Consider the following 5,506-nt stretch of genomic DNA (forward strand, 5'->3'; position numbering starts at 1 on the left):
GACGCCGGCGCCGAGTCGCCCGGAGAGTCGGGATGCCGGTGGGCGGTGCTTCGTGACGGCTTCCCCGTGCCGCTGACCCAGGTCCCTGTGCCGACCCGGCTCGGCACGTTCTGGCTCGATCTCGGGTGGCCGGAATGGTCGGTGGGGATCGAGTACGACGGCAGGGTGAAGTACCGGACCCATGACGACCTCGTCCATGAGAAGCGGCGGCACGACGCGATCACCGAGGCGGGGTGGCGCGTCGTCCGGGTGACCGCCGAGGACAGACCGACGCGTGCCGGCCTCACGAACCGCCTCGCCCCGCTCCTTCCCGCCACGGTGACGACCGGCCTGCGCCCACGCGTCGACCTCGCGCGATGACCCGCGGGCACCCGCATGGGACTTCGTCCCGAGAACGACACAACGATGTTGCTCGCTGGAGACAGAGCCTCTCCCTCGACGAACCACCCGTCCGCTGCCTCCGGGCGGCGGTTCGAGCGGGCGGGGGCGGGGGGCGGCGGGGGCGTCAGGTGAAGAGGAGGAGGGTGAGCAGGGTGAGGTTGAGGGCGACGACCAGGGCGACCACGATCACCAGCGCCGCGTGCAGCCACGGGCCGTTGCGGTCGGCGCCCATGAGGGAGCGGTCGCGGGTCAGGCGGACCAGCGGGATGACGGCGAACGGGATGCCGAAGCTCAGGACGACCTGGCTGAGCACGAGCGTCCACGTCGGGTCGGCGCCGACGGCGAGCAGCACGATCGCGGGCACGAGCGTGACGACCCGGCGGACCAGGAGCGGGATCCGGCGCTGGATCAGGCCCTCCATGATCGTCGCGCCGGCATACGCACCGACGGACGTCGACGCGAGCCCGGACGCCAGCAGCCCGATGGCGAACGCGATCCCGACGGCGGGGCCGAGCGCGGAGACGATCGCGGCGTGCGCGCCCTCGATCGTGTCGGTCCCGTCGACGCCGCGGAGCGCGGACGCCGCGAGCAGGAGCAGCCCGATGTTCACCAGCCCGGCGACGACGAGCGCGCCACCGACGTCCCATCGTGTGGCCCGCAGCAGCCGGACGCGGCCCTCGCCGACGGGCGCCCGGCCGTGCCGGTCGCGCACGAGGGCGGAGTGCACGTAGATCGCGTGCGGCATGACGGTCGCGCCGAGCATGGACGCGGCGAGCAGGACGGAGTCGGTGCCGTCGAACCGCGGGACGAGCCCGGACAGGACGCCGCGCGCGTCGGGCGGGCTGACGAGGAGGCCTGCGAGGAAGCCGACGGTGATGACCGCGAGGAGCCCGACGACGACGGCCTCGAAGCGGCGCTGGCCGTACACGTTCTGGGTCGCGAGCAGGACCATCGAGACGACGCCGACGATGAGCCCGCCGAGCGGCAGCGGCACCCCGAACAGCAGCTGCAGGGCGATGGCACCGCCGACGACCTCGGCGATGTCGGTCGCGGCGGCGACGAGCTCGGCCTGCCCCCAGAACGCGAGCCGCGGTCCGCGGCGCATACGCTTGCCGAGCACGCCGGGCAGGGAGTCGCCCGTGACAAGCCCGAGCTTGGCGGACTGGTACTGCACCAGCACGGCCATGACGTTGGCGGCGACGAGGACCCACAGCAGCAGGTACCCGTACCGCGCGCCGGCGGTCAGGTTGGCGGCGACGTTGCCCGGGTCGACGTACGCGATCGCGGCGACGAACGCGGGCCCGAGCAGCAGCGGGGTCCGTCGGGGTCTCCGGCGCCCGCGAGGGTCGACCGACTCCGCGCGCTCGACGTCGACGTCGACTCGGCTCACCGCTCCTCCTAAAAGTTCGGGTGGCCGAAACCCTATACCCGGACGCCCGCATCCTCACGACGACGAGCCGGACGTCGTCAGACGGAGCGCAGCGTCCGCGGGGCGCGCCTCGTCGGCGCAGCGCGCGGTCGAGAGAGTCGCCGCCGTCAGGCCGCTTCGACCTCGCGCACCCACCGCGACGCCGTCGCCGCCGTCGTCGGCGTCTCGCGGAACCCGACCTTGCCGAAGTACTCGCGCATGGCCGGCGCCGGCGTGACCTGCAGCTCGCGCAGACCGTGCTCCGCGAACACGCCGCTGCGCCGGTAGACGAACTCCCCCGGAGTGAAGTCGCGGAACCGCGTCGTCACCCAGTCGAGGTCGACCACGCCGACCCCGTCGCCGACGTCCCGCACGACCACCACGCCCACGACCTCGTCCCCGCGCGCGACCAAGAACGCCGACGCGTCGTCGGGCAGCGCGAACCCGGGCTGGAAGCGCCCGATCTCCTCGGCGTGCACGTCGAGGAAGTGCCGGAGGTACGCGTCGCCGGTCCCGACGTCGACGACCGTGTAGGCGCGCTCGTCGTGCCGCTCGCGCAGGAGCCGCCACAACCAGTAGACGTCGATGATCGCGATCGCCCCGTTCATCACCGCGAACGCCCAGATCCCGACGATCGCGTTGTACCCGGTCGCGAGCACCGCGCCCACCAGGTTGAGCACGCGGAACCGCAGCACGCGCGCCTGCATGAGCGACACGACGACCAGGACCGATCCGAGCCACCCGACGACCTCGAGCCAGAGCATGACCGCCAGTATCCCCGCCCCGCACGAGGTGCCCGGCCAGCGTGCGCGCGGCGGCGCCGGACGCTGGCCGCGCGCGCCAGGACCGACGGGTCCGCCTCGATAAAGGGCTCGACCCACCCCGACGGACGGGTCGACCCTGGACGGCATGGCGTCATGGTCGATCCACGAGGTACCCGTCCCCGAGTCCGTCGACGCACCCGGGGCCGGACCGCTCCTCGCGCTCACCGACGTGGCGAACCGTGTGATCGCGCACGAGTGGGGCAACCACGACTACGACCGCACGCCGCAGGAGGTCCTCGGCGCGCTCCGCGACCAGGCGTACGTCCGCAAACCGCGCTTCCTCGTCACGGACGACGACGGGACGCCGCTCGCCTACCTCGCGATGCTCCTGCCGCTGCAGGAGAACACGCACACCGCCTACGTCGAGATCGGCGTCCTGCCCGAGCACCGCCGGCAGGGCATCGGGTCCGCGCTGCACGACCACGCGCTCGACGTCGCGCGCGCGGCCGGGCGCCGCGTCCTCACGGGCAGCACCGACCAGCGCCACGAGCCCGCCGAGGGCGACGGCACGCTCGTCCCGAGCACCGGCACGGGACGCGTCGCGGCCGACGACCCCAACGTCCGGTTCGTCGCCTCGCGGGGCTGGAAGCTCGAGCAGGTCGCGCGCCGGTCGGTGCTGCCGGTGCCCGTCGACCCGGACGTCCTCGCCGCGCACCGCGCGCAGGCGCAGGCGTTCGCGGGCGACGAGTACCGGATCGTGCACTGGGGGTCCGCCGCACCCGACGAGTGGGTCGACGAGTACGCGACGCTCAACACGCGCATGAGCACCGACGTCCCGCTGGGCGGCCTGGACTACGAGGAGGACGTCTGGGACGCGAAGCGCATCCGGACGACCGAGGCGCAGTTCGTCGACCGCGGCATCGAGCTCGTCGTCGCGGCCGCCGAGCACGTGCCGACGCACACGCTGGCCGCGTACACGGTGCTCATGCTGCCGCCCGAGAACGAGGAGTTCGTGCACCAGGAGGACACGCTCGTGCTCAAGGAGCACCGGGGTCGCCGGCTGGGCATGCTCGTCAAGGCGGCGAACCTGCAGCGGCTCGCGGAGGTCCGGCCGGGTGCGCGGCGCGTCGCGACGTGGAACGCCGAGGAGAACTCCTACATGCTCCGCATCAACGTCGACCTCGGCTTCGCCCCCAGCGGTGGTGCCGGGGAGTGGCAGCTCCGCCTGGAGTGACGAGGCTCCGGTCGAGAGCACGGCCGGATGTCGCGGCGTCCGTCCCGTCGGGACGGGCGCCGCGCGTGCGTCCGGCCGACGGACGTGACCCGACGCGTCAGGCGCCGACGGCCGTCCCGTGGGGCTGCGAGCGCGCCCACCAGCCGGACCAGCGCTCCTCGACCTCGGCGAACGTGGCGTCGTCGATGCCGTACGTCGACAGCACCGCGCCCACCGTGCCGTGCGGCGGGTGGCTCGCGATCGGCACCTCGAGGATCACCAGGAACGACTCGGTGATCCCGTGCAGCTGGAGCCCGAACTGGTGCTCGGCCTTGTAGACGAGCGTTCCGCCGAGCAGCGTCCCGTCGGGCCGACGCGCCTGCACGTGCCCGCCGACCGGGATACCCCTTACACCGTGCAGCCCGGCCCGGTCGAGCAGCCGGTCGCGGCGGTCGCCCGCGTCGAGCCCGAACACCGACAGGGTGCGGCGCTCCTGGCCCGGGTGGGCGCGCAGCAGGAACTGCAGCTGGTGCGCGAACTGGATCCAGCCCTCGTCGATCGGGTCGTACACGCCGTCGTACGTCGCGAGGCCGTCGTGGCTGCGGCGCGTGATCGTCAGGTGCGTGTGCCCGGGGTCGTGCGACGCGGCGGTCACGGCGATGACGTCGTGGCTCGGCGTCGTCAGCGTGTGCGTGAGGTTGTCACCCTCGTACGACTGCCCGACGACGGGCTGGGCGATGAAGTAGTCGCGGATCTCGGCGTCGAGCCCGTCGTAGTCCCAGCCGAACCACTGCCGCACGAGCTCCGGCTGACGCAGGTGCGCCCACGCGGTGTGCAGGTCGGCGTGCAGGTCGAGCGACACGATCTCGCGGCGGTCGAGCGTCATCGGGACATCACCTCGGCGTCGTCGGCGGGGTCCGTCACCGCCCGGTGCCGGACCCTTCCGACGGTAGTGCGACCCGCGCGCGCCCGCCTCACCACGACGCCGCCCGAGAGTGCGACAACGCCTCGGGAGAGACGGATGGATGTCGCGGTCTCGAGCGGTGGTCGCACACGCACGTGCAGGACCCGGAGACGACCGGCCCGGCGGGGGTGTCGGGAGCGACCGTCTCGGCGGGGGGTGTCGGGAGCGTCCGTCCCGGTGGTGCGTCAGGGGGCGTCGAGCGGCAGGACGGCCAGGGCGTCCGGGTCGACGGCGAGCGGGACGACGCTGCCCGGGTCGAGCTGCACGCCGACGGGCGCGAGCGCGGTGACCGGCCCGATCCCGTCGACGTCCACGCGCACCTCCGACCGACCACGCCGCGAGGTCACCGCGAGCACCACGCCCTTGACCCCGTCCTCCCCGATCGCCCCGACGACGCCCGGCGACCCGACGCGCTCGACGACGAACGCACCCTCCGCGAGCGCGACGACGTCCGCACCAGGAGCGGACGCGCCGACGACCGCCGCATCGCCACCCGTCGCCGCAGCGCCGGCGCGACCGACACCCGTGCGGGCGCCGCCGTGACCGGCCCGCTCCCCCAGCGCACGCACCAGCGGGGCCGCCGCCGACGCGCCGACCGGCACGAACGCCTCGTAGCCGAGGAACTCCGCGACCCGACGGTCGGCGGGCCGCTGCCACAGGTCGGCGGGTGTGCCGACCTGGAGGATCCGACCCCGGTCCATGACGGCGACGCGGTCCGCGACGGCGAACGCCTCGTCCTGGTCGTGCGTGACGAGCACGGCGGTCGTGCGGGTCGC

The 5,506-nt window shown here is 73.7% G+C and carries 6 protein-coding genes; 2 read left to right on the top strand and 4 right to left on the bottom strand.

Annotated features, from left to right (window positions below; all coding sequences use genetic code 11):
* Positions 1–360, top strand: a 360-nt coding sequence (locus OMK64_RS19530) for a putative endonuclease domain-containing protein (RefSeq protein WP_524536920.1), incomplete at its 5' end; no start/stop codon positions are given.
* A 145-nt stretch (positions 361–505) separates the two neighbouring features.
* Here the strand turns inward: OMK64_RS19530 and OMK64_RS19535 are convergent.
* Together OMK64_RS19535 and OMK64_RS19540 are read right to left on the bottom strand one after the other, a co-directional pair.
* Positions 506–1,771 (bottom strand): Nramp family divalent metal transporter, encoded by a 1,266-nt coding sequence (locus tag OMK64_RS19535; RefSeq protein ID WP_272730022.1) that lies wholly within the window; start codon positions 1,769–1,771, stop codon positions 506–508.
* Between the two features lie 146 nt (positions 1,772–1,917).
* The gene (locus OMK64_RS19540) at positions 1,918–2,553 is read right to left on the bottom strand and encodes a hypothetical protein (RefSeq protein ID WP_272730023.1); all 636 of its coding nucleotides are present in this window, start codon (positions 2,551–2,553) and stop codon (positions 1,918–1,920) included.
* 145 nt (positions 2,554–2,698) lie between these two features.
* On the opposite strand from OMK64_RS19540, the gene OMK64_RS19545 reads away from it, so the two are divergent.
* On the top strand, positions 2,699–3,787 hold the full coding sequence (locus OMK64_RS19545; protein ID WP_272730024.1) for a GNAT family N-acetyltransferase: 1,089 nt from the start codon (positions 2,699–2,701) through the stop codon (positions 3,785–3,787).
* A gap of 97 nt (positions 3,788–3,884) precedes the next feature.
* Here the strand turns inward: OMK64_RS19545 and OMK64_RS19550 are convergent, their stop codons facing one another.
* The gene (locus OMK64_RS19550; RefSeq protein ID WP_272730025.1) at positions 3,885–4,652 is read right to left on the bottom strand and encodes a hypothetical protein; all 768 of its coding nucleotides are present in this window, start codon (positions 4,650–4,652) and stop codon (positions 3,885–3,887) included.
* Between the two features lie 263 nt (positions 4,653–4,915).
* A partial coding sequence (locus OMK64_RS19555; RefSeq protein WP_272730026.1) for an ATP-binding cassette domain-containing protein occupies positions 4,916–5,506 on the bottom strand: 591 nt, incomplete at its 5' end.

Source organism: Cellulomonas fimi (assembly GCF_028527925.1).
Classification (GTDB): Bacteria; Actinomycetota; Actinomycetes; order Actinomycetales; family Cellulomonadaceae; genus Cellulomonas; species Cellulomonas fimi_C.

Coding starts and splice junctions, on each gene's coding strand:
- OMK64_RS19540 (WP_272730023.1), bottom strand. CDS start 2,553: ATGCTCTGGCTCGAGGTCGTCGGGTGGCTCGGATCGGTCCTGGTCGTC.
- OMK64_RS19545 (WP_272730024.1), top strand. CDS start 2,699: ATGGCGTCATGGTCGATCCACGAGGTACCCGTCCCCGAGTCCGTCGAC.
- OMK64_RS19550 (WP_272730025.1), bottom strand. CDS start 4,652: ATGACGCTCGACCGCCGCGAGATCGTGTCGCTCGACCTGCACGCCGAC.